Raw genomic sequence first — 20,708 nt, 5'->3', positions numbered from 1 at the left:
GCATCTTTGTTTTCAATCCATCGTACGGAGGAAGACTTTCGCAGCGAAGTACATCGAATCGTTACCGAATCTGACTGGCGCGCTGCGACCTCTCAGGCGGGGGCGCCTGCGAGCTTTCGTCGCGGCGGAGCGGCGGCCGCGACCGCTTCCAGCAGGCACATTTCCAGCTCCTCGGCCCGGCGGCGGGCGCTGTGGTTGCGGCGCACGCGCTCCAGCGCCCGGCGGGCGACTTCGCGCCGGGTCGCTTCGGTCCAGCCGTTCAGCACCGGCAACACGTCATCCGGGCCGTCCGCGAGGGCGATCTCGGCGCCGGGGACGAACAGGTCGTCGAGCCCCTCCCAGCGGTCGGACACGATGGGGGTCCCGCAGGCGGCGGCCTCGAACAGCCGGACACTCGGGCTGTGGCCGGCCCGCACCATGTCGGCGCGTGTGACGTTCAGGGTGAAACGGCTCGCTGCGTAGAAGCTCGGGTGGTCGGCCGGAGGCACGTGCTCGATTCTCTCGACGTTGGCCGGCCAGGCGATGTCGGCCGGATATTGCGGCCCGGCGACCACGAAGCGCAGCTCCGGCGCGCGGCGCGCAGGCTCGATCAGCAGGCGCTCCAGCACGGGCTGCCGGTCCGGGCTGTAGGTGCCGAGATAGGAGAGGTCCCAGCGCTTTTCCGCGTCCTGCGGCCGGTAGGCGTCCGTGTCCACCGAGCAGTAAAGGGCGCGGGCGGCCGGCGACCCCCATCGGCGCTCCAGCGTGCGCAGGGTGGGACCGCCCGTGAAGGACAGGTAGACGCCATAATGGGGGATCAACTCGGGCGCGAGGTACTCCCGGTCGCCGCGCTCCAGCCGCGCCAGCGTGACCGGCGTGTCGATGTCGTAGAAGGCCGAAACGCCGCGCGCGGTTTCCTGCACGAAACGTCCCACCGCAACGCCGTCCGGAACATAGGAGCCAACGATCACGGCGTCGGCGTCCGCGATCTCGCGTGTCCAGTTTCTGAGTTCGGCGAGGTCGCGGTAGAGCGCGAAGCGGCAGAAACCGGGCTCGGGAAGGTCGCGATGCGCCGCGTACCAGGGCGCGTCGCGCTCCAGGAACAGCACATCGTGGCCGCGCTCCGCAAAAGCGCGCAGGAGCGCCCGATAGGTGGTGGCGTGGCCGTTGCCCCAGCTCGACGAGAGGCTGAGGCCGAGCACGACCAGCTTCAGCGGGCGCGGCTCAGCGGTCATGCGGCGCTCCGCTCGCGGATACGGCCGGCCTCTTCGGCCAGAATGACGTCGACCTGTTCGCCGCGCTTCTCGTAGGTGTGCTCGGCCAGAACGCGGCGCAGGGCGGCCTGGCCGATCTGGTTGGCGCGGTCGCGCGTCAGGCCGGCCATGTGGTCCAGCACGTCCTGGCCGTCGCGGGCGACCAGCACTTCCTCGTCGGGCTTCAGGAACTGCTCGATGCCTTCCCAGGCGTCCGTGATCAGGCACGCGCCGGCGCCGGCGGCCTCGAACACGCGGGTGGCCGGCGAGAAGCCGATCTCCGCCATGCTGTCGCGGGCGACGTTCAGCACCGCCATCGGGGTGCAGTTGAAGGCGTTGTGGTCGCGCGTGTAGACGTGGCCGACCCGGTTGACGTTGGCCGACATGGCCTTGTCCTCCCAGCCCGAGCCGCCCAGCAGAAACGACTTTTCGGGAATGCGGGCGGCGGGCTCCAAAAAGAAGCTCTCGACGCGCTTCTCGCGGTCGGGCAGCCGGTTGGCCAGAAAACCGAGATCGGCCGAGAAGCGCGGGTCGGCGGCCACCGGATGGTGGGTGGCGGGATCCAGCGCATTGTAGATCGGCACGCAGCGGCGGGCGCCAAAACCCTCGTAGGCCGCCACTACGGGCGGGCCGCCCCCGTAGGTGAACACGAGGTCGATGCTCTCCAACGCCTTGCGGAGCGGGTGCTTGTCGAAGCCGCGCATCTCGGCCAGCGTGGCGGGCGCGTCCACGTCCCAGAAAATCCGGATCGCGTCCGGCCGCGAGGCCTTGATGACGCCGTCCAGCAGCTCGTCGTCGAACACGCCGACGCCGCTCGCCTTCACGACCACGTCGGCGGCCGCGGCTTCCGCCACCACCTTCCGCACGGCGTCCTCGGTGGCGTCGTAGACCTTCACGGCGGCCCATTCGGGCGGCTCGATGTCGCGGTGCTTCTGCCGGTCGTAGGCGTCCGGCTCGTAGAACGTGACCGTGTGGCCGCGTCGGGCGAGGTCGAACAGCATGCCGCGGTAATAGGTGGCGGCACCGTTCCAGTACGAGGACAGCAGGCTGGAGCCGTAGAAGGCGATTTTCATGGGGTGGTCTCCAGCAGCGCGGAGGCATGGGGGGATGCGGCCGGGGCGGCGTTTTCGTCGGCTAGGCCGAGTGTCCGGGCGAAGCCGAGGAGCTCGCGCACGCGGTGCGCGCAGGTGTGGCGGGCCAGGACCGTGGCGAGGCCGCGCCGGGCGAGCGCGGCGCGAAGGTCGGCGTCGTGCGCCAGCGCGCGCAGATGCGCCGTCATCGCAGGGCCGTCCGGCGCGACCAGGAAGTCCTCGCCGGGCGTGAACAGCCCCTCGCTGTCGCGCCAGGGCGCGGAGACGAGGGGAATGCCGCAGGCCAGCGCCTCGAACACCCGGATGGTCGGGATGCCGGGCAGCAGGTCCACGTAGAAACGCCGCGGCACATGCACGGTGGCGAGATGCCGGGCGAACACCGCCGGCGCGGCCGCGTTGGGCAGCCAGCCGCGGTAGCGGACGCCGTAGCGCGCCAGCGTGGCCAGCGCCTCGTCGGGATAGCGCACGCCGTGGATGTCGAGCGGCAATCCGGCGTCCCGCGCCGGGCGGAACAGAAAGGTTTCCAGCTCCTCGGTGCGCTCGCCATCGCCCCAGTTGCCGATCCAGACAAGGCCGTGGCGCTCGGTCTCGATCGTGGGCGGATGGAACAGCCGGGTGTCGGCGGCCTCGTGCCAGACAAAGACGCGGTCGCCCCAGTCCCACTGGCGGTAGACCTCGGCCAGGGTTTCGCCGAAGGCCAGCACGCCGTCATAGCCGTCGAGATCGAAGGTCCGGATCGCGTCCGGGTCGCTCACCGCGCGGTGATGTGTGTCGTGGAACATTAGCCGGAAACGCCCGCCGGCGCGGCGGATGCGCCCGATCTCGGCGACCAGCCAGGGCTCGTTCCATTCGTGCACGATGACGAGGTCGGCCCCGTCCAGCAGCGGCGCGAGGGCGTCGCCGGGCGCGTAGGTGCGCGAGCACAACTCCGGGTAGTTCTCCCGGTAGGCGTCGAGACCGGTCTCGCCGTGATCCTGCAGCAGATTCTGCAGGCTCCAGGCGCCCTGGGGCTCCAGCACGGCGACCTCGTGGCCCGCATGCATCAATTCACGCAGCACGCCCCGCAGGAAATGCGCGTTGCCGTGGTTCCAGCAGGATTGGAGCGAGTGCGTCCAGTACGCGACTTTCATGCGGCGCGCTCCCGCCGGCTGCGCGCGCCGGCGACCTCGGCATGCGCCGCCAGGGTGGCGGCGGCCATGCGGTCCACCGTAAAGCGGGTCGAGCGGGCGCGGGCGGCTTCGCCCAGAGCGATGCGGCCGGCCTCGTCGGGAAGGAGGTCGCGCAACGCCGCCGCGAGCGCGTCAGAGTCGCCCGGGGGCGTGAACACCGCGACGCCGTCCCAGAGTTCGCGAAAGGTCGGGATGTCGGACAGCACCAGCGCGCATCCGGCCTGAGCGGCCTCCAGCACGCTGAGGCCGAAGGGCTCGTAGAACGCAGCCGAGCAGAACACCGGGCGGCGGGCGAGGGCCTCGGCCATCTCGGGCGCGGTGAGCGAGCCGAGCGCGACGGCGTCGTTCAGCCCTGCTCGGGCTCCGTTGGGGCCGATCAGCGGGCCGGCTGCGCGCATCAGGGCATCCACGCATCCGGCCGCGGCGTCAAACACGGCCGCGCCCTTGGCTTCGTCCCAGAGCCGCCCGGCGGTGAAGACGCTCGGGTCCAGCCGGCCGCCGGGAGCGGCTGCAATCGGCGCCGCGCGGCCGTTGTGGACAGCGCTCGGCGCCGTCGCGAGCCCGTACGCGCGGGCGGTGGCGTCAGCAAAGGCCGCCGTGGGGGCCAGCACCTGGTCGGCCTGCGCGAGGCCTGCGCCGGCTCGGGCGATCCGCCAGGCGAAGTCCTCCGGCACGGGGGCGTCCGGCCCCCGCATGGCGGCGTGCCAGGTGGCGAGGCAGGAATGGTTGACGACCACGACCGGAACGCGAAAAGGCGCGTCCGCGATCAGGGCCGGGGCGTGGCAATGCACGGTGTCGACGCCGTGCTGGTCCGCGAGCGCGGCGAGGCGCCGGGCCGTGGCTGCGAGTTCGGCGTCGCAAGCGGCCGTCCAGTCAAGCGGCAGGCCGGTCTCCACCACAGTGAGGCCGGACACGGCCGAGGCGGCGTCGCGCTGCGCGGCGTCGGGGGCCGGGCCGAGCACGGCCAGCACGGTTTCGACGCCGCGCCGGGCGAAACCGGCCGCCAGGTCAATCGCGTAGGTCCATACGCCCCCAACGGCGTCGGCTGTCACAAGAATGCGGCGGGGCGACGGATCGGCGGCGTTCACGACGCCGCCTCCAGGCGGGCGTCCGCGTATTGAACCGCCACCGCGCGCGCGGCGCGCTCGCCTTCCAGCCAGCGGGCGAGGCGCCCGACGCCGGTGCGCCACGGCACGGGCGCGCCAAGGCCGAGCGCCGCCTGGGCGCGGCTCGGATCGGAAACGTAATAGCGCTGGTCGCCGGCCCGCCAGTCTGCGTAGCGGGTTTCGACCGAACGGCCGATCGACTGCTCGATATGGGCGATGAGCTGGCGCAGGCTGACGGCGTTCTGCGGACCGCCGCCGAGGTTGAAGGCCTGGCCGGACACGGCCTCGATGCGCTTCCAGCAGGCCAGGTAGGCGTCCACGGCGTCCGCGACGTCGAGGATGTCGCGCACCTGCCGGCCGTCGCCATAGATGCTGATCGGCTCGCCATCCAGCGCGCGGATCAGGAAGTGGGCGACCCAGCCCTGGTCCTCGGTGCCCATCTGGCGCTGGCCGTAGATGCAGCTCATGCGCAGCACGGCGGTGGGCAGCCCGAAGCTGCGCGCGTAGTCGAGCACATACTGGTCGGCCGCGCCCTTGGAGCAGCCATAGGGGGTGTGGAAGTCGAGCGGCCGGTCTTCCGACACGCCACGGCCGCGCACGGCCGGGTCGGTCGGCATATAGGCGTCGTTCTCGATCGCGAGCGGGATGTCGGCGAGGTCGCCATAGACCTTGTTGGTGGAGGCGAACACCACCGGGACGCGGCGGCCGCTCTCGCGCAGCGCTTCCAGCAGGTTCAGCGTGCCCTCGAGGTTCACGGTGAAATCGTCGCGCGGGTCCACCATGCTGGTCGTCACCGCGACCTGGGCGGCGAAATGAAAGGCCGCGTCGCATTCCCGGATGGCGGACGCCAGCGCGTCGCGATCACGGATGTCGGCCCGCACCGCATGGATGCGATCTCCGTGCCGCTCCTGCAGCCAGCCGAGGTTGCGCTCCACCCCCGGGCGGGTCAGCGCGTCGAATACGATCACGCTGCGGCCGGCCTCGGCCAGGCGGTCGGCGAGATTGGAGCCGATAAAGCCCGCCCCACCAGTGATCAGAATGGGTCCGCCCGCGCCGATGCCGGGATCGCCCGTCATGCCACGAGCCCCCGGCGCTCGAGTTCCTGGCGCGCTTCGGCGACCCGGTCCTCGGCGGTCTGCTGCTCGACCCATTCGGCGAGTTCGGCGAGGCCCTGCGAGAAGTCCATCGAGGCCGTGAAGCCGAGCTCGTCGCGAGCCTTGGAGATGTCGCAGAAGCAGTGCCGGATGTCGCCGATGCGAGCCTTCGCGACGATCTCGGGCGTCTGTTCCGGCCGGCCCATCGCGGCGGCGAGCATTTCGCCGATCTCGGCGACCGAGCGGTCGTGGCCGCTGCCGACATTGTAGACCTGCCCGTTGGCGGCGGGCTTCTCCAGCGCCAGCATGAACGCCTTGGCGACGTCCGTGACATGCACGAAGTCGCGCCGCTGCAGGCCGTCCTCGAAGATCATCGGTCGCTGGCCGTTGAGAATGCGCGACGCGAAGATCGCCAATACGCCCGTGTAGGGATTGGAGAGCGCCTGGCCAGGGCCGTAGACGTTGAACAGCCGCAACGCGGCGGCTTCCATCCCGTAGGCGGGCGCGACCGTGAGCGTCAGCCGCTCCTGCACGTATTTGGTGAGCGCATACACGGAGGCGAGGGAGGGGCGCTTCCACTCGGGCGTGGGCAGCGGCGTCAGCGCGCGGCCCTGGCGGTCGACCGGGTCCCAGCCCTGGACGTCGGAGGTGCGCGGCTTGCGCTCGGCGTCCTCCACCATGTGGCCGTCGGCGTCGCGGTAGAGCCCTTCGCCATAGATGCTCATGGACGAGGCCACGACGACGCGGCGCACCGGCTTCTCGATCAGCTTCTGGAACAGCACCGCGGTGCCGAGGTCGTTGACCCCGACATAGCGGTCCACCGCATACATGCTCTGGCCGACGCCGACCTCGGCTGCGAGGTGGATCACGGCGTCGACGCCCTGGAGGGCGCGCCCCACCGCGGCCTCGTCGCGGACGTCGCCGACCGCCACCTCGATGGCGCGGTCGAGATGGTCCGGCTGCTTGCCGCCATGCACCTGGTCGATGAGGCTATCCAGAACGCGGACGTCATAGCCGCGCTCCAGGCAGGCCCTGGCGACGTAACGGCCAATGAATCCGGCGCCGCCGGTGATCAGGATGCGATCCGACACGGGCAAGCCTCAGTTCTTGTCGCTGTTGCGGTGAATGAACTTGTTGAAGCGGCTCGGCTTGTGGCCTTTGCCGCCGGCCTCGTCCTGATGCAGGAAGGCGAGTTCGTTCTCGTCGAAGGCCTTGAAGAAGTCGTCCCAGGAGATCTCCTCGAGACCTTCTTCCTTCTCGCCGAAGTCCAGCCGGAGGATGCCGGGACCGCCCTTGCCGCCCGTGTCCTTGACCCGGGAGGGGCGCCCGCCGCGTTCCTCGGCCCATTTGCGGATCTCGTCATGATCCGTGGTGACCTTGGCCTCGCTCATGCTGACGCTCCCGGAACAAACCATGCTTGTACCCGCGCCAAACTCCTCCTTTGCGAGATTGGTTCCTTTGTTGGTGAGCGCTAGCGCACGGTCGCGGAACTCCGTGCGAAATCAGACGGTGGGGCGAAGCTCAAGGCTTCGGCTCCTGGCTGTCCGGCGCGGCCGGCGTGCGCTCGCGCTGGCATGCGGCCACGAAACCAGGCATCCGGCGGTCGATTTCGGCCTGCGAGAGGCTGATCTCGGCCCGCTCGGCCGCCCTGATCTTGCCTTCCACGCAGCCGCAGGCCGAGACGCAGAGCGCCTCCCGGGCGCCCGACGCACGGCAGGAGGTGCGACATTCGGTCTGGAAATCGGCCGGCTGAACGGCGGGCCGCGGCGGGGCCGCGGACGCCAGCAGGGACAGCGCGCCGAAGAACAGAGGCTGGTGGAGGAGGTACAAAGGCAGGCTGTGGCGGCCTGCGAAAGCGAGCGTCCGGCCCACCGGGCCGCTCGCCCGGATGGCGGCGAGGCGCCGGTCCCATCCGGCCGCTAGGCTGAAGCGCGCCAGCGCGACGCCGGCCAGCACGAGACCGAACCACGGGAAGACCGGCTCGTAGTCGTTGGTGCGCGGAACAGTGTCGCCCAGGCCGAGCCAGAGCAGCGCCGGGGACGCGAGCGCCGGGAAGCGGGCTAGGTTCGGCAGCGCGACCACGGCCGCCGCCACAATGGCGGTGAACCAGGCGGGCGCGCGCCGGAAGGGCAGGGCCAGCACGCTCGAGAGCGCGATGCAGTGGAGGATGCCGAAGAAGATGAACTCGTCCGGCGTCGCGTACCAGGTCGCGAGCGAGATGCCGGCAGCGGCCGCCGTGACCAAGCCGAGGCGGCGGCCGTATGCGCGCCAGTTCATGCCGCCCCGGTCGGCCAGCACGATCCCGACGCCCACCAGCATGAGAAACGACGACGCGATGCCCTTCGCGAACCAGCGCCAGCCGGGATCGACGCTCGCCTGCAGCTCGATGAACCCGAAGAAGCCGAGGTCCCACGTGAAGTGATAGACGAACATCGCCGCGATCGCGACGCCGCGGGCGACATCGACGACGGGCAGGCGGGGCGGGGCCACAGCGGGATCGGGCGGCGAAGCGATCTGCGGGTTCATCCGCTCTTCTTAGTGGCTCCCGGATGGCGCCTGCAAACGGGGTTGCGGGGCGAAGCGATCGCCGCCTATAAACGCTTAACATTCGTCAATTCTTCTGAGCGCCGTGCCCCGACCTTTGTTGGCTTCTCGCCTGTTCTGGGCCTTGGCGCTCGTCGCCGTCGTGGCCGCCGCCGCGCTGCTGGTATTTGGCGCGGGTCGGACCACCGCCCGCGTGGCCCGTGTCGCAGACTATGCGGAGAGCCGGCTGGCGGTGGTGAAGCACCAGATGGCGGCTGCCGGCCCGGGACACGTGCTGCTCGCCGGCGACTCCAACATCGAACTTTTCGGAGCGCCGCGCGAGGGCTGCGGGCGAGAGCTGGTCAATGCCGGCGTGAGCGGGGCGACGGTCAAGAACTATGATACGGTCGCCCGCAGACTGGTTCCCTGGGCCCGGGCGCACGCGACGGTGCTCACCATCGGGACCAATGATCTTCTGCGAAAAAGCGAGCCGCTTTCCGCCCATAACATCGATCGCTTCGCCGGCGCGGCGGCGACCATCATCGCGACGTTGGGGGAGCGGTCGGAGAGCCTGATCGTGACGGCCATTCCGCCGGTCGGTAATAACCAGCTATCAGCCGTGGATGCGGATGCGGTGGAGCGTTACTCGGCAATTCTGCAGGAAGCCTGCCGCAAGCCGCACTGCGTCTTCGTGGACCCGTTCAAAGCGGAGCGGGCGGCCGCGTTCGGCGTCGCCCGCGAGGGCGCGACCGAAGGACTGCATCTCGTGCGCTACCAGGCCGCCTATGCGGGCTTGCTGCGGGACGCGTGCCGCAGGCCGGACTGACCGGCGTTTGAAAAGCCCGGGGGAACAAGAAAGGCCCGGCGCGAGGGCCGGGCCTTTTCAGGTCAGTTCAGCAGCGCGCCCTTGGGCGGCGCGTCCTGGGCGACCAGCACGTCGCCGATCACCAGCCCATCCGGGCCGGCCGAAACGGGCACGTGCTCGCCGTCCTTGATGGAGCCGCTCAGAATCAGCTCGGCGAGCGGGTCCTGCACGTTCTTCTGGATCACGCGCTTCAGCGGGCGAGCGCCGTAGGCGGCGTCGTAGCCCTTGTGGGCCAGCCAGTCGCGCGCCGTGGCGTCGAGCTCCAGCACCAGCTTGCGCTCGTCGAGGAGCTTCTGCAGGCGCTTGAGCTGGATGTCCACGATGGCGCCCATCTGGTCGCGCTGGAGGCGGTGGAACAGGATGATCTCGTCCACCCGGTTCAGGAATTCCGGCCGGAAATGCGAGCGCACCACGCTCATCACCTCGTCGCGCACCGCGTCCGTGTCCTCGCCCTCGCGCTGGTTCACCAGGAACTCCGCCCCGAGGTTGGAGGTCATGATGATCAGCGTGTTGCGGAAGTCCACCGTACGGCCCTGGCCGTCGGTGAGGCGCCCGTCATCGAGGACTTGCAGCAGCACATTGAACACGTCCGGATGCGCCTTCTCGATCTCGTCGAACAGCACCACCTGGTAGGGCCGCCGGCGAACGGCCTCCGTGAGGGCGCCGCCCTCCTCGTAGCCGACATAGCCCGGAGGCGCGCCGATGAGCCGGGCGACCGAGTGCTTCTCCATGTATTCGGACATGTCCATGCGCACGAGCGCGGTTTCGTCGTCGAACAGGAAGCTCGCGAGCGCCTTGGTGAGCTCGGTCTTGCCGACGCCTGTTGGTCCGAGGAACATGAACGAGCCGATGGGCCGGTTCGGGTCCTGCAATCCGGCGCGGGCGCGCCGCACGGCCGTGGAGACGGCCGCGACCGCCTCGGCCTGGCCAACGACACGCTTGCCGATCTGCTCCTCCATCTTGAGCAGCTTCTCGCGCTCGCCCTCGAGCATGCGGTCAACCGGCACGCCGGTCCAGCGCGACACCACCTGGGCGACGTCGTTGGCCGTCACGGCCTCGGCTACCAGGGCGGTGTTCTCGCGGCCCTCCACCTCCTTCAGGGTGCGTTCCAGCTCCGGGATCACCCCATAGGTCAGCTCGCCGGCGCGCTGGTACTCGCCGCGGCGCTGTGCGTTGGCGAGTTCGGTGCGAGCCTGCTCCAGCTGCTCCTTGAGCTTCTGGGCGCTGCCGAGCTTCTCCTTCTCGGCCTTCCAGCGGGCCGTGAGAGCGGCGGATTTCTCCTCGATGCCGGCAAGCTCCGTCTCCAGGCGGCCGAGCCGATCGCGAGAGGCCGGGTCGGTCTCCTTTTTCAGGGCTTCCTGCTCGATGCGCAGCTGCACGATGCGACGGTCGAGCTCGTCCAGCTCCTCGGGCTTCGAGTCGACCTGCATGCGCAGGCGCGACGCCGCCTCGTCGACGAGGTCGATGGCCTTGTCGGGCAGGAAGCGGTCGGTGATGTAGCGGTTGGACAGCGTCGCGGCCGCCACGATCGCGCCGTCCGTGATGCGGACGCCGTGGTGCAGCTCGTACTTCTCCTTCAGGCCGCGCAGGATCGACACCGTGTCCTCCACGGTGGGCTCGCTCACGAACACGGGCTGGAAGCGCCGCGCCAGGGCGGCGTCCTTTTCGACGTGCTTGCGGTACTCGTCGAGCGTGGTCGCGCCGATGCAGTGCAGCTCGCCGCGGGCCAGCGCGGGCTTCAGCAGGTTGGAGGCGTCCATGGCGCCGTCCGCCTTGCCGGCGCCCACCAGCGTGTGCATCTCGTCGATGAACAGGATGATGCCGCCCTCGGCCGACGTCACCTCGTTGAGCACGGCTTTCAGCCGCTCCTCAAACTCGCCGCGATATTTCGCGCCGGCGATCAGCGAGCCCATGTCGAGGGCGAGGAGCTGCTTGTCCTTCAGGCTCTCGGGCACGTCGCCGTTGACGATGCGCAGCGCGAGGCCCTCCGCAATGGCGGTCTTGCCGACGCCGGGCTCGCCGATGAGAACGGGGTTGTTCTTGGTGCGGCGCGACAGCACCTGGATGGCGCGGCGGATTTCCTCGTCGCGGCCGATCACCGGGTCGAGCTTGCCGTCGCGGGCCGCCTGGGTGAGGTCGCGGGCGTATTTCTTAAGCGCATCATAGGCGTTCTCGGCCGAGGCGTTGTCGGCCGTGCGGCCCTTGCGCAGCTCGTTGATGGCGCCGTTAAGGCTTTGCGGCGTGACGCCGGCGCGGGCCAGGATCTTGCCGGCCTCCATGTCCTTTTCGGTCGCAAGCGCGAGCAGAAGGCGCTCCACCGTGACAAAGCTGTCGCCCGACTTCTGGGCGATCTTCTCGGCCGTGTCGAACAGGCGCACGAGGTCGCGCGTGGGCTGCGGCTGGGCGGCCGCGCCGGACACTTTCGGCATCTTGGCGAGCGCCTGGTCGACGCCCAGAAGCGCCGCCTTGGCGTCGCCGCCCGCGCGAGTCACGAGGCCGGCGGCCAGTCCCTCATTGTCGTCCAGCAGCGCCTTGAGCATGTGCTCGGGCGCAAGCTGCGGGTGGCCATCCCGCATCGCGATCGTCTGGGCCGCCTGCACGAAGCCCTTGGCGCGGTCGGTATATTTCTCAAAATCCATATCGTCCTCCTGCGGCCGCGCGTTTTCGTCCGCCCCAATGGGCGCGGATCATGCGCTCCGACGGGGCGCTCCCTCCCGGAGGCGAACGTCCCGAGGCTTAGATAGGTGTGGCATTTCCACCACGCTAGGGGCGCCGGGATGCGTTTGCCTGCGGTGGACGCAACTCTGGATCACGCACAATGGGAGCGCCCACGCCGGGAGCGCGTCAAGCTGGCCGGTCGGCTGCGTGCTTCAGATCTCGCGCGTGCGGGTGCGCCAAGCCGCATGGCCGGCCACCAGCGCGAGGCCGGCCGAGATCACGGCGTTCCAGCCCGCCAGGGACAGGCCGAGAATGCGCATCGCGACCTCGTCGCAGCGGATCACCTTGGTGGTTTCCAGCTGCTTCAGGAAGTCGCCCATCGCGGCGGGCTTCACGACCGCGCCCGTGCAGTCCTGGGGGCCGGCCCAGAACTTCCATTCGACGCCCGCATGATAGGAGCCGAGCCCGGCGCTGATCACGAACAGCAACGCCAGAGAGGCCAGCATCGCGGTGGTGAACAGGTTGCGGGGCCGCCGCGACGCCACGATGGCGGTCAGAAGCGCAAAGGGAGCGCCAACATAATAGGGGATGCGCTGCACGAGGCAGAGCTCGCAGGGCTTCACGCCGAACCCGTGCTCCAGCACCAGTGCGCCGCCCACCGTGGCGGCCGCCGCAAGCCCCACCGCAAGCGCCGCGCGGTCCGGCTTAAGCGCTGCGAGCGGCCCGGCGGAGCGGGAGGCGGCGACATCCACGGCGTTCATCACACGAGCCTCGCGGCGATCCAGAACCCGAACACGATAAAGAAGAGGATGACGCCGATGAACACGGCGAAATGGCGATCCAGAAAATGCCGGATGGGATCGCCGAAGCGGTTCAGCAGCCCGGCCAGAATAAAGAACCGCGCGCCGCGTGTGATGATCGACAGCAGCACGAACAGCGGAAAATTATACGCCAGCAGGCCCGACACGATGGTGACGAGCTTGTACGGAATCGGGGTTACGCCCTTCACGAGGATCAGCAGCGCGCCCCACTTGGCGTAGGCCTCGCGCACCTGCTCCATCTTGGAGCCGTAGCCATAGAGATTGATCAGCCACTGCCCGACGGTGTCGTAAAGCAGCGCCCCGATGGCGTAGCCGAGGATGCCGCCGACCACAGAAGACACCGTACAGATCGCCGCATAGCGCCAGGCCTTTGCGGGCTTGGCCAGCGACATCGGCGCGAGCACCACGTCGGGCGGGATGGGAAAGAACGAGCTCTCCGCGAAGGCGATGAAGGCAAGCGCCCATTCGGCGCGCTTGCTCTCGGCCAGCGACAGCGTCCAGCGGTAAAGGCCTTTGAACATGCCGGGGTGCTTAGCCGAACCCGCGTGGGAAGTCACGCCGGAGGGAAAGGGGGCGCGCTCGCCTGAGGCCGCGCGGGCGTCGCCAAGAAAAAACCCGCCGGAGAGCCCGGCGGGTTTTTGGCGTCAGTGCGGGCCTTGGCGACTCATTCGCCCGCTGGGGCGTCGGCCGGGGCCTCGTCGGCCTTCTTGGTCACGCGACGGCGGCGGGGACGGACCGCGAAGGCGTCCTCGGTGGGCGCGGTCGGGGCTGCCTCGGCGGCCGGCTGCGGCTCGGGCTCGGGCGCGATGGCGACGCGCACCGGGGCCGTGATGAAGGCCGGCAGGGCGGTCTGCTCGGCGGCCTCAGGGGCCGGGCGTTCGGCGCGCTCGCGACGCTCGGGGCGCTCTTGGCGTTCGGGGCGTTCTTGGCGTTCGGGGCGTTCTTGGCGTTCGGGGCGATCCTGCCGCTCCGGACGATCCTGTCCCTCGGCGCGCGCCTCCGGACGGTCCTGGCGCTCCGGCCGGCCACGGCGCGGGAAGCGCTCACGCGGCTGGAACTCGCGCTGCTCGCGCGGCTGCTCAGCCTGGGGAGCGTCGACGGCCGGCTCGCGGCTCTGCGGCTGAGGCTGCTCGCGCGGCGGCTGGTAGTCCCGCTGCTCGCGATCGCGGCGCGGCTGGAACTGCCGCTCGCCCTGCTCGCCGCCTTCGCGCTGATGCCGGGGCTGGAAGTCGCCACGCGGTTCACGCGGCTGGCGCGGCTGGAACTCGCGGTCGCCGCGGTTCTCGCCACGCTCGCGGGGCTGGAACTGGCGCGGCTGATAATCCTGCCGCGGCTGGTAATCCTGGCGAGGCTGATAGTCCTGCCGGGGCTGGTCCTGCCGGGGCTGGTAGTCCTGGCCGCCGTCCTGGTCGCCGCCCTGCGGGAAGCGCACATCCGGCTGCGGGCCACCCGCATACGGCGTGGTGTCCTCGTCGTCCATGTCCGCATCCGGGTCGTTGACCTCGAAAGGACGATAGTTCGGGTTCTGGATCCGGAACTGCTCCTGCGCGGCCGCGATCAGGCGCAGGTAGTGCTCGGCGTGCTGGTAGTAGCTTTCCGCCTGCACGGGGTCGCCGGAGGCGTTGGCGTCGCGGCCAAGCTGCAAGTATTTCTCGGCGATGTGCTGGGCCGTGCCGCGGATCTTCACGTCCGGGCCATTCGACTCATAGCTCCGCGACAGAGGATTCGGCCCTTTGCCGCCGCCACGGTTGCGTCCGCGCATACGCTGCTTGTTGTTGTTGTTATTGTTCTGATGATTAGGTCTCATCGAACGTCCTTCAGTGGTGTGCATTGTCCATGCCGGACCGCCGCCGCGAGACCGAGCCCATGCGGGTCGCTGCTCTTTGCTCAGTGGTCAGGGTTCACTCGAGGCTTTCTAAGCCCTTCCGTCGCTGCTGCGGGCCATCGCCCGCGCGGTGCGGTCGCCCACTCCCCGACGCAGCCTTGCGATCGAAGAGGCGCTTCCGTTTCCGGAGAATGTCATCGGACCGACGCAAGACTCTTCTGGAGTCGTGCTTGAAGTCCCGGAGATCGATCCCGTGGCTGAACCTGCCGGCTGATCCTCAAAGGGAGCGATCTCGACGGTGCTGGCCTGCGCAGTGCGCGGCGTCGCCCGACGACGTCATTGGCCGTCACCCTAGTCGCTTCGAGCCCGCAGGCCAAGCGCTTTCCACTCTACAGATCGGTCTTTTGTTCGAAATTTCAAGGCCTGTGTCTTCAATGCACTGCTTCTTCTTGCCTTGCTTCGGTTCTCGTCTGGCTGTTACGTCCGGCGCAACACGATCGCCCTCGGCCGGGCGCCGAAATCCGCGAAAGGGCCTTCCACCGCGTAGCCGGCGGCGCGGTATATGGCCGGGACGCTCTCGGCCTGGTCGGAGCCGATTTCGAGCGCCACCACGCCGTCGGGAGCGAGAATGCCTGGAAGCGCTTGCGCGATGGCCCGGTATGCGTCGAGCCCGTCGGGGCCGCCGGCCAGCGCCAGGCGAGGATCGTGCTGCTTCACCTCGGGCTCCAGCCCTTCGATCACGGCGTTCGCGATATAGGGCGGGTTCGAGACCACGAGATCGAACTGGCCCGTGATCGCTTGCGCCCAGTCCGATTCGGTGAATTCGGCCCGGTCGGCCACGCCGTTGCGGGCGGCGTTGAAGCGCGCCGTTTCGACGGCCTGGGGGGCGAGGTCGACGCCGACGCCGGTGGCGCCCTTCAGCTCGGTCAACAGCGCCACGAGAAGGCAACCCGAGCCCGTGCCGAGATCCAGCACGCGCAGGCCGTCGCTGGCGTTGCGACGCTCCTTGAGGGCGAGCAGGGCGGCCGCCACCACGGTCTCGCTGTCAGGCCTCGGCACCAGCACGTCCGGCGCGAGCGTGAAGGGCAGGCTCCAGAACTCCCATTCGCCCAGAATGCGCGCCACCGGCTCGCGCGTGAGCCGGCGCCGCACATGCTCGCGCAGCTTCGCGGCGGCTTGGTCGCCGAGCCGCTCGCGCGGCGCCTGGATCAGCTGCGCGTGCGTCAGCCCGGCGGCGTCCAGCGTCAACAGGCGCGCGTCGCGCTGGGCGGTCTCGATCCCGACCTCTCGGAAGGCTTCGCCCAGCTGCTTCAAGGCGGCAAGGCGCGTTGTCTCGGGCTGGATCAGGTCGGCATCGCGCATGCGGCGCTCTCCTTTTGGTTCACGGCGAGCTTGGTTGGTCAATCCTCTATCGGCCGCTCACCCGTCCTGGGCGGCCAGGAGGGCGGCCTGGTGCTCGGTCGTCAGAGCGTCCACGACTTCGTCCAGGGCGGTTCCGTCCATCACCTGCGGGAGCTTGTAGAGCGTCAGGTTGATGCGGTGGTCGGTGACGCGGCCCTGCGGGAAGTTGTAGGTGCGGATGCGCTCCGAGCGGTCGCCAGAGCCCACCTGCGAGCGGCGGTCGGCCGAGCGCTCGCTGTCGCGCTTCTGCCGTTCCTGGTCAAAGATGCGGGTGCGCAGCAGCTCCATGGCCTTGGCCTTGTTGCGGTGCTGCGAGCGCTCCTCCTGCATCATCACGACGATGCCGGTGGGCAGGTGGGTGATGCGGATCGCGCTCTCGGTCTTGTTGACGTGCTGGCCGCCCGCGCCCTGGGCCCGCATGGTGTCGATCTGCAGGTCCTTGTCGTCGATGTGGACGTCGACTTCCTCGGCGATCGGCAGCACCGCCACGGTGGCGGCCGAGGTGTGGATGCGGCCGCTCGCCTCCGTGTCGGGCACGCGCTGCACGCGGTGGACGCCGCTCTCGAATTTCAGCTTGGCGAACACGCCCTGGCCGTGGATCTCGGCGATGATTTCCTTGTAGCCGCCCATCGTGCCTTCGCTGGCGGAGAGCACCTCCACCTTCCAGCGGTGCAGTTCGGCGTAGCGCTGATACATGCGGAACAGGTCGCCGGCGAACAGCGCCGCCTCGTCGCCGCCCGTGCCGCCGCGCACCTCGAGGATGGCGGCGCGCTCATCGGCTGCGTCGCGCGGCAGCAGCATGAGGCGCACCTGATGGGCGAGGCGCTCGACCCGCTCCTCGACCTCGCGGCGCTCCTCCTCGGCCAAGGCGCGCATCTCGCGATCGGTGGCGGCGTCGGCCAGCATAGCGTCCAGGCCGGCGAGTTCGGCGGCGGCCGCCCGATAGGCGTGCAGCGCCTCCACGACGGGGTCGAGCTCGGCAAGCTCGCGCGACAGCGTGACAAAGGTGTCGCTGTCCGGGCCCGACGAGAGCCGGTCGGTGATCATGGCGTGGCGCGCCAGGATGGCGTCGAGTTTCTGCAGCGGGAGGGACATGGGCGCTCGGGTGGTGTGGCGTTGGGCAGATGGGCCTTCGGAAGGCCCGCTACAACGCCACGCCGTGCTTCTTGGCGAAGGCGGCGAATTGCGGCCGCAGCGTCTCGCCGGCGGCGCGGTCGTCGAGCCAGCCGCTGGCGGCTTCCACCAGCGCCTCGAGGTCGAGCGACAGCAGCATGGCCTTTACGGGGCCGACCGACGCAGGCGACATCGACAGCGAGCGGTAGCCGATCGCCAGCAGCGCCATGGCCTCCAGCGGCTTGCCGCCGAGTTCGCCGCACAGTGTCACCGGGATGTTGGCCCGCGCGCCCGCCTCGGCGACGCAGCGCAGCGCCCGCAGGCAGGCCGGGTGCAGCGGATCGAAGCGGTCCGCCATCTGCGGGTTCTCGCGGTCGGCCGCGAACAGGAACTGCATGAGATCGTTGGAGCCGACCGACAGGAAGTCGGCCTCGCGGGCCATTTCGTCGATCTGGAACAGCAGCGACGGCACTTCGACCATGACGCCGAGTTTCACGTCGGACGGCAATTCGTGCCCGTGGCGCTCCAGATGGCCGATCTCGCGCTGAACGATGGCCTTGGCGCGGGCGAACTCGTCCACGGTGGCGACCATCGGGAACATGATCTTCATCTCGCGGCCGCCGCCAGCCTTCAGCAGCGCCCGCACCTGCGCCCGCAGGAGGCCCGGCCGATCCAGGCCGATGCGGATGGCACGCCAGCCAAGGGCCGGGTTCTCCTCCTCCATGGCGCGCATGTAGGGGAGCACCTTGTCGCCGCCGATGTCGAGCGTGCGGAAGGTGACGGACTTGCCCGGCACGGCGTCCAGCACGGTGCGGTAGAGCGCCAGCTGCTCGGCCGTGGAGGGCAGGCGCTCGGCCACCATGAACTGCAGCTCGGTGCGAAACAGCCCGATGCCGTCGGCGCCGGCTTCCTCGACATGCGGCAGGTCGATCACCAGGCCGGCGTTGAGGTTGAGGCCGATGCGCACGCCGTCGCGCGTCACGGCGGGCTGGTCGCGCAGGGCGCGGTACTGTTCCTGCCGGCGGGCGCGCAGGCGCGCCTTTTCGCGGAAGGCGGCTTCCACGTCCGGCTGCGGGCGCAGGTGCACCTGGCCGACGCCGCCGTCCACGATCAGGGCGTCGCCGGTTTCGGCGAGGCCGGCGATGTTCTCGACATTGCCGACGGCCGGGATGCCGAGCGCGCGCGCCACGATGGCGATGTGGCTGGTGGGGCCGCCTTCCTCCAGCACAAGGCCACGCAGGTGCTTGCGGTCGTAGTCCAGCAGCGCGGCCGGCCCCATGGAGCGCGCCACCAGGATGGCGTTCTCGGGCAGGGCGGCCTGCCCGCCCACCATGTCGCGGCCGACCAGCCTGTGCAGCAACCGGTTGGCGAGTTCGTCGAGGTCGTGCAGGCGCTCGCGCAGATAGGGGTCGGTCTGCCGCATCATGCGGGCGCGGTTGTCCGACTGGACGCGCTCCACGGCGGCCTCGGCCGTGAGGCCGCTCGCCACGGCCTCGCGCAGGCGCCGGATCCAGCCCTGGTCGTGCGCGAACATCCGGAAGGTCTCGAGCACCTCGCGGTGCTCGCCGTTATGCGAGACGTCGCCGCGGTCGATCAGCGTGTCGATGGATGAGCGCAGGTCCGCGACCGCCTCGTCGAGGCGGCGGGTCTCGCGCGCCGGATCGTCCGCGATGAGGTTGGACACCACGACCCGCGGCTCGTGCAGCACCACGTGGCCGAGGCCGACGCCGTCCGAGAGCGGCTGGCCCATGAGGCTGAACGGCCGCCTGAGCGCGATGTCGGCGCCAGGGCGCGCCAGCGTCTGGAATTCCGTGGAGGCGATGATCTCGGCGAGCACCATCGCGGTGGTCTGCAGCGCCTCGACCTCTTCCTCGGAATAGAGGCGGTGGGCGCGGTTCTGCACGACGAGCACGCCCAGCGTGTTGCCGGCGCGCAGCACCGGAACGCCCAGGAAGGACTGGTAGATCTCCTCGCCGGTCTCGGGCTTGTACGAGAAGGCCGGGTGGGATTGCGCGTTGGGCAGGTTAAGGGGCTGCGCCTTCTGGGCGATCAGGCCAACCAGGCCCTCGCCGGCCCGCATGGTGGTGAGGTGGACGGCTTCGCGCTTCAGGCCCTCGGTGGCGTACAGCTCGAGCGTGCCGTCGGCCCGCAGCACATAAAACGAGCAAACCTCCGCCACCATGTTGGAGGCGATCAGGACGACGATCTTGTCGAGGCGAGCCTGCGCGCTGACGGGCTCCGCCATGACCTCGCGGAGGCGTCGCAGCAACAGGCGCGGACCGCCGAGAGCGCCTCGCATTCCATCCTCACCGTTCAGCCGACCGCAGCGCCAGCGTGGCCGCGAATCGTGTTGGGACGGCGCCGCCGTCCCCAGAGCTTTACCCTAGCACCCGACCTGAATGCAAAGTCCAGGCCGGGACCGAGCCGCCGCTCAGGCCTTGTCGAGACCGTACAGCGAATGCAGCGTCCGGACCGCGAGTTCCGTGTAGGCGGCGTCGATCAGGATCGAGAACTTGATCTCCGACGTGGTGATCGCCCGGATGTTGATGCCCTTCTCGGCCAGGGCCCTGAACGCCTTGGCGGCGACGCCCGCGTGCGAGCGCATGCCGATGCCGATGGCCGAGACCTTCACGACGTCGGTCGCGCCCTGCAGCGACTGGTAGGCGATCTTCTCGCGCGCGTTCTCCAGAATGGCGCGGGCGCGCTCGAAATCGGCGGTCGGCACCGTGAAGGTGATGTCCGTGGTGGTGGTGTCGTCGGACACGACCTGGATGATCATGTCGACATTGATGTTGGCGTCGGCCAACGGCACGAAGATCGCGGCCGCGACGCCCGGCTGGTCGGCCACGCGCCGAAGCGTGATCTGGGCCTCGTCCTTGGAATAGGCTATGCCGGTGACGATCTGCTGTTCCACGATCTCCTCCTCGTCGCAGATGAGAGTTCCCGCCTGCGGGTTGGCAGGGTCGTCAAAGGATGAGCGCACATAGGTGCGCACATTGTGCACCATGGCGAGCTCCACCGAGCGCACCTGGAGAACCTTGGCGCCGAGCGACGCCATTTCGAGCATTTCCTCGAACGCCACCTTGTCGAGGCGCTTGGCCTTGGTGACGATGCGCGGATCGGTGGTGTAGACGCCGTCCACGTCCGTGTAGATGTCGCAGCGCTCGGCCCCGATGGCGGCCGCGATCGCGACCGCGCTGGTGTCGGAGCCGCCGCGGCCCAGCGTGGTGATGCGGCCTGTCGCCTCATGCACGCCCTGGAAGCCCGAGATCACCGCCACCTCGCCGGCCGCGAAGCCATCCAGCAGGTTCTTGCCGTCAATGCCGGCGATGCGGGCCGATCCATGCGCGTCGGAGGTCAGGATCGGGATCTGCCACCCCTGCCAGGAACGGGCCTTGAAGCCGATGTCCTGCAAGGCGATCGCCAGCAGGCCGGCCGTGACCTGCTCGCCGGACGCCACCACGGCGTCGTATTCGCGGTTGTCGTAGAGCGTGGAGGCTTCTTTGCACCACCCCACGAGCTCGTTCGTCTTGCCCGACATGGCGGAGACCACCACGGCGACGTCGTAGCCGGCCTCGACCTCGCGCTTCACGTGCCGGGCGACGTTCTTGATGCGCTCGAGGTTGGCGACGGAGGTTCCGCCGAACTTCATGACGAGGCGGGCCATGCGGGGTCCCGGGTTGCTGAACGGTTCTGGCCACGCGCGACTTGCGTCAAGGCTGTGGCCGTCGGAAAAGGGCGGCACACTCAATGACGGCGACGCCTGGGGCTGTCAACGCCCGCCCGCGCATCGGCCGCCGTCCAAGGGGT

General features: G+C 69.5%; 17 protein-coding genes. 1 reads left to right on the top strand and 16 read right to left on the bottom strand.

The annotated features are described in order from the left end of the window. Window positions 1-92 precede the first annotated feature (92 nt). The 8 genes from IEV99_RS22105 to IEV99_RS22070 form a co-directional block, all read right to left on the bottom strand. On the bottom strand, window positions 93-1,214 hold the full coding sequence (locus IEV99_RS22105; RefSeq protein WP_188520010.1) for a CgeB family protein: 1,122 nt from the start codon (window positions 1,212-1,214) through the stop codon (window positions 93-95). Further along, the gene (locus tag IEV99_RS22100; RefSeq protein WP_188520009.1) at window positions 1,211-2,305 is read right to left on the bottom strand and encodes a CgeB family protein; all 1,095 of its coding nucleotides are present in this window, start codon (window positions 2,303-2,305) and stop codon (window positions 1,211-1,213) included. The genes IEV99_RS22105 and IEV99_RS22100 overlap by 4 nt, the downstream gene beginning before the upstream one ends. Then, a complete protein-coding gene (locus IEV99_RS22095) occupies window positions 2,302-3,453 on the bottom strand; it encodes a CgeB family protein (RefSeq protein WP_188520008.1) in 1,152 nt (383 codons plus the stop codon). Before IEV99_RS22095 ends, IEV99_RS22100 begins: the two co-directional genes overlap by 4 nt. Then, entirely contained in the window at window positions 3,450-4,580 is a 1,131-nt protein-coding gene (locus IEV99_RS22090) for a glycosyltransferase family 4 protein (RefSeq protein ID WP_210318697.1), read from the bottom strand. Before IEV99_RS22090 ends, IEV99_RS22095 begins: the two co-directional genes overlap by 4 nt. Beyond that, window positions 4,577-5,674, bottom strand: a complete 1,098-nt coding sequence (locus IEV99_RS22085; protein WP_210318696.1) for an SDR family NAD(P)-dependent oxidoreductase — start codon at window positions 5,672-5,674, stop codon at window positions 4,577-4,579. Before IEV99_RS22085 ends, IEV99_RS22090 begins: the two co-directional genes overlap by 4 nt. Further along, the gene (locus IEV99_RS22080) at window positions 5,671-6,783 is read right to left on the bottom strand and encodes an NAD-dependent epimerase/dehydratase family protein (protein ID WP_188520006.1); all 1,113 of its coding nucleotides are present in this window, start codon (window positions 6,781-6,783) and stop codon (window positions 5,671-5,673) included. Before IEV99_RS22080 ends, IEV99_RS22085 begins: the two co-directional genes overlap by 4 nt. Window positions 6,784-6,792: 9 nt before the next feature. Further along, window positions 6,793-7,083 (bottom strand): hypothetical protein, encoded by a 291-nt coding sequence (locus IEV99_RS22075; protein ID WP_188520005.1) that lies wholly within the window; start codon window positions 7,081-7,083, stop codon window positions 6,793-6,795. A gap of 130 nt (window positions 7,084-7,213) precedes the next feature. Next, window positions 7,214-8,218, bottom strand: a complete 1,005-nt coding sequence (locus IEV99_RS22070; protein WP_188520004.1) for a heparan-alpha-glucosaminide N-acetyltransferase — start codon at window positions 8,216-8,218, stop codon at window positions 7,214-7,216. A 142-nt stretch (window positions 8,219-8,360) separates the two neighbouring features. On the opposite strand from IEV99_RS22070, the gene IEV99_RS22065 reads away from it, so the two are divergent. Continuing rightward, window positions 8,361-9,041 carry an SGNH/GDSL hydrolase family protein gene (locus tag IEV99_RS22065; protein WP_188520003.1) on the top strand — a complete coding sequence of 227 codons (681 nt, stop codon included), beginning with the start codon at window positions 8,361-8,363 and terminating at the stop codon, window positions 9,039-9,041. Window positions 9,042-9,103: 62 nt separating this feature from the next. Here the strand turns inward: IEV99_RS22065 and clpB are convergent, their stop codons facing one another. The 8 genes from clpB to IEV99_RS22025 all read right to left on the bottom strand — a co-directional run bounded on the left by clpB (window position 9,104) and on the right by IEV99_RS22025 (window position 20,565). Continuing rightward, window positions 9,104-11,719 carry an ATP-dependent chaperone ClpB gene (gene clpB, locus IEV99_RS22060; protein ID WP_188520002.1) on the bottom strand — a complete coding sequence of 872 codons (2,616 nt, stop codon included), beginning with the start codon at window positions 11,717-11,719 and terminating at the stop codon, window positions 9,104-9,106. A gap of 231 nt (window positions 11,720-11,950) precedes the next feature. After that, window positions 11,951-12,499 (bottom strand): disulfide bond formation protein B, encoded by a 549-nt coding sequence (locus tag IEV99_RS22055; RefSeq protein ID WP_188520001.1) that lies wholly within the window; start codon window positions 12,497-12,499, stop codon window positions 11,951-11,953. Continuing rightward, the gene (locus IEV99_RS22050; RefSeq protein WP_188520000.1) at window positions 12,499-13,080 is read right to left on the bottom strand and encodes a YqaA family protein; all 582 of its coding nucleotides are present in this window, start codon (window positions 13,078-13,080) and stop codon (window positions 12,499-12,501) included. Before IEV99_RS22050 ends, IEV99_RS22055 begins: the two co-directional genes overlap by 1 nt. A 143-nt stretch (window positions 13,081-13,223) precedes the next feature. Further along, window positions 13,224-14,366 carry a DUF4167 domain-containing protein gene (locus IEV99_RS22045; protein WP_188519999.1) on the bottom strand — a complete coding sequence of 381 codons (1,143 nt, stop codon included), beginning with the start codon at window positions 14,364-14,366 and terminating at the stop codon, window positions 13,224-13,226. A 495-nt stretch (window positions 14,367-14,861) separates the two neighbouring features. Further along, window positions 14,862-15,746 (bottom strand): peptide chain release factor N(5)-glutamine methyltransferase, encoded by an 885-nt coding sequence (gene prmC, locus IEV99_RS22040; protein ID WP_188519998.1) that lies wholly within the window; start codon window positions 15,744-15,746, stop codon window positions 14,862-14,864. A gap of 57 nt (window positions 15,747-15,803) precedes the next feature. Continuing rightward, a complete protein-coding gene (prfA, locus tag IEV99_RS22035) occupies window positions 15,804-16,880 on the bottom strand; it encodes a peptide chain release factor 1 (RefSeq protein ID WP_188519997.1) in 1,077 nt (358 codons plus the stop codon). Window positions 16,881-16,929: 49 nt separating this feature from the next. After that, window positions 16,930-19,197 (bottom strand): phosphoenolpyruvate--protein phosphotransferase, encoded by a 2,268-nt coding sequence (ptsP, locus tag IEV99_RS22030; protein ID WP_188519996.1) that lies wholly within the window; start codon window positions 19,195-19,197, stop codon window positions 16,930-16,932. Window positions 19,198-19,329: 132 nt separating this feature from the next. Beyond that, window positions 19,330-20,565 carry an aspartate kinase gene (locus tag IEV99_RS22025; RefSeq protein WP_188519995.1) on the bottom strand — a complete coding sequence of 412 codons (1,236 nt, stop codon included), beginning with the start codon at window positions 20,563-20,565 and terminating at the stop codon, window positions 19,330-19,332. Window positions 20,566-20,708 lie beyond the last annotated feature (143 nt).

The organism is Alsobacter metallidurans (genome assembly GCF_014636935.1).
Classification (GTDB): Bacteria; Pseudomonadota; Alphaproteobacteria; order Rhizobiales; family Beijerinckiaceae; genus Alsobacter; species Alsobacter metallidurans.
Note: the sequence above shows the minus strand (reverse complement) of the source record. Positions and strands in the feature narration are given on the sequence as shown.